Genomic DNA, 2,770 nt, shown 5'->3' with positions numbered 1-2,770 from the left:
TTTTCGGGGTGCTAGGGGCTGGCCCCTAGTTCGGGAAGGGGCGGGTCTGGGGCGCACCCGCGAGGGCGACCGCCCCCTCCCCCGCACGGCGGAGGCGGTTCGGCTCAGGGGCCGACGATCATCCGCGGCGCACGCGGAAAGCTCGACGGCATGACGGCAACCGCATCCCCCATCCCCCGCTGGGCCGACCTCACCGCCCACGCGATCCCCCTGCTCCTCCTCCCCCAGTGCCTCTGGCGCCTCCCCTTCGCCTTCGGCTTCGACATGGGCTCAGGCGTCGGCTCCATCGGCAGCCTGTGGATCTCCGTCCCGTACATCTTCACGCTCAGCCTCCTGACGGAGGCACTCGCGCTGCTGTCCTTCGGTCTGGTCCGCGGCTGGGGCGAGGTGGCCCCCGCGTGGATCCCGCTCGTCGGCGGGCGCCGCCTGCCCCCGGCCGTCGCCCTGATCCCCGCGGCCCTGGGCGGGCTCGGCGCGACCGCCCTGTTCGGCCCGTTCACGCTCGGCGCCCTCGGCGTGCCCGCCTTCGCCTTCGACGAGTTCGACACCGGCGCCTGGGAGGCGCTGTTCCGGGTCTGCGTCCTGCCGGTCGGTCTGTGGGGCCCGCTGGTCCTCGCCCTGACCGTGCACTACTACCGGCGCCGCCGCACCTCCGCGCGGGCGGCGAGCCCCTCCGTGAGCACGTCCACGGCGAACGCGAACCTCGTGTCGGCCGAGTCCGGCGCGAGCTGAGCGACCCCCGCGAGATGCGGCAGCTCCGCGGCCTGTTCGGTACGCAGCCACGGCGGCGGGTGGGCCTCCAGGTCCGCCGCGTCCAGATGGTCCGGGGTGCGGTCGCGCGGCCCGTCCTCGAACTCCACGAAGCCGACGACGAGCCGGACGGTCTCCATGCAGGCGCGGTAGGCGTCCGCGGGCGCGAGCCCGACCGCCGCGTAGAAGCCGATGAGCGCGTCGACGTTGCGGAGCATCACCGGGTGGCCGGCCATCGTGATGTTCTCGCTCAGGGCGAGCGTGGTCATGCCCGGGTGGCGGCGGTAGTGCGCGCGCAGGTCGGCGCAGAACGCGGCGAGGCTCGCCCGCCAGGCCTCCGGTGCCGGGTCCAGGTCCGGCGGCTGCCAGGCGGCCTGGAAGATCTCGGCAGCGACCGCGACGAGGTCCCGCCGGTCATCGACGTAGTTGTACAAGGCCCGCGCGGACACGCCGAGTTCGGCGGCGAGCGAGCGCATGGTGAGGGCCGCGGCACCGTGCCGCCCGAGATACGCGAGCGCGGCCTCCCCCACGGCGTCGCGGGTCAGGGTGGCCCGGCCCTTGCGATGGGTGGGCCTGCGCCGTGTCGTGCCGGTCATCCCCCGAGGCTAACGGAGGGGCCCGCCACCGACCGAGCGACTGAACTTCACACATGTTGACTTTAAGGAGTCCATACGGAACGGTGGCCCGGGTAAGGCTTGCCTCACTTCCCTTGGAGTCATCGATGCCCCGCCTCTCCGGGCTCGTCATGGACGTCAGCCCCCTGCGCGAGAACCGTGACTTCCGGCTGCTCTACGCCGGTTTCCTCGGGGCGATGGTCGGCACGCTGATGACCGCGGTCGCCGTGTCGGTGCAGGTGTACGACCTCACCGGCTCGTCCCTGCAGATCGGGCTCGTCAGCCTGGCCCGCGCCCTGCCGCTGGTCGTGGGCGTCCTCGTGGGCGGGGTGCTCGCCGACCGGATGGACCGCAGGGACCTGATGGTCGTCACGCGCCTTCCGCTGGTCCTGGTCGCCGCCGCGCTCGCCGTCAACGCCCTCGTGCCCTCGCCCCAGCTCTGGGTGATCTACGCGGCGACCGCCGCCACCGGACTGCTCGCGGGGCTCGGCGGGCCCGCCATGCTGGCCGCGATCCCGGCGCTCGCGGGCACCGAACGGCTCGCCGCCGCGGGCGCGCTGCTCTCCGGCTCCACCCAACTGGCCGCCCTCGTCGGCCCGGCGGTGGGGGGCGCGCTCATCGCGGGGCCCGGCCTCGCGGCGTGCTACGCGGTCGACGCGGCCGGGTTCCTGGTGTTCACGGTGGCGCTCTTCTTCGTCAAGCCGCTGCCGGTGCCGTCGGCCGCCGACAGCGGCGCGGCCCCCGGCAAGGGCGTGCGCCAGGCGTTCGGGTCGCTCGCCGACGGCCTGCGCTTCGTGCGGCGGCACCGCGTGGTCCTCGGCCTGCTCCTCATCGACGCGGCGGCGATGGTCTTCACCATGCCGCAGGCGCTCTACCCGGCGCTCGCCGACGAGCGGTTCGGCGGCGGCGCGGCGGCCGTGGGGCTCCTGTACGCCGCGCCCGCGTTCGGCGCGCTCGTCGGCGCGGCGACCAGCGGCTGGACGGCCCGCGCGGGCGGCCATGCGCTGGTCGGCGCCGTGCTGCTGTGGGGCGCCGCGCTGACCGGCGTCGGCCTCAGCGCCTGGCTGCCGCTCGCGCTCGTGCTCCTCGCGCTCGCCGGGTTCGGCGACCTGATCTCCGAGACGCTCCGCTCGGCGCTGCTCCAGCACGGCACGCCCGACGCACTGCGGGGCCGCGTCAGCAGTCTGTGGATGGCCCAGGCGACGGTGTCGCCCGCGCTCGGCAACGCCGCGGTCGGCTTCCTCGCCGAACTGACCAGCCCCGCCGCGGCGGTGACGGTCGGCGGGCTTATCTGCGTCGTGGCCACGGTCGCGGTGGCGGCGGCGTTCCCGTCGCTGCGGCGGGCGCGGCTCGGCGTCGCCGCCGACGCGGGCGGGACGGGTGCCGCCCCCGGCGCGGAGCGGGAC

Annotated in this window: 3 protein-coding genes; 2 read left to right on the top strand and 1 reads right to left on the bottom strand. The window is 75.2% G+C overall.

Going from position 1 to position 2,770, the window contains the following annotated elements:
* Positions 1 to 150: 150 nt before the first annotated feature.
* Positions 151 to 732: a hypothetical protein gene (locus tag ACFWZ5_RS46045; protein WP_384789365.1), complete on the top strand. Its 582-nt coding sequence runs from the start codon at positions 151 to 153 to the stop codon at positions 730 to 732.
* Here the strand turns inward: ACFWZ5_RS46045 and ACFWZ5_RS46040 are convergent.
* On the bottom strand, positions 633 to 1,346 hold the full coding sequence (locus tag ACFWZ5_RS46040) for a TetR/AcrR family transcriptional regulator (RefSeq protein WP_384789368.1): 714 nt from the start codon (positions 1,344 to 1,346) through the stop codon (positions 633 to 635). The genes ACFWZ5_RS46045 and ACFWZ5_RS46040 overlap by 100 nt on opposite strands.
* 125 nt (positions 1,347 to 1,471) lie before the next feature.
* On the opposite strand from ACFWZ5_RS46040, the gene ACFWZ5_RS46035 reads away from it, so the two are divergent.
* Positions 1,472 to 2,770: MFS transporter (locus tag ACFWZ5_RS46035; RefSeq protein WP_384893224.1), on the top strand; the 1,299-nt coding region annotated here is incomplete at its 3' end.

Origin of the sequence: Streptomyces sp. NPDC059003, assembly GCF_042740445.1 — a bacterium.
Classification (GTDB): Bacteria; Actinomycetota; Actinomycetes; order Streptomycetales; family Streptomycetaceae; genus Streptomyces.
This window is presented reverse-complemented; position numbering and strand designations above follow the sequence as displayed.

What these genes read in the sequence shown, in the direction of transcription:
- ACFWZ5_RS46040 (WP_384789368.1), bottom strand. Translation starts at nt 1,346, where the DNA reads ATGACCGGCACGACACGGCGCAGGCCCACCCATCGCAAGGGCCGGGCC.
- ACFWZ5_RS46045 (WP_384789365.1), top strand. Translation starts at nt 151, where the DNA reads ATGACGGCAACCGCATCCCCCATCCCCCGCTGGGCCGACCTCACCGCC.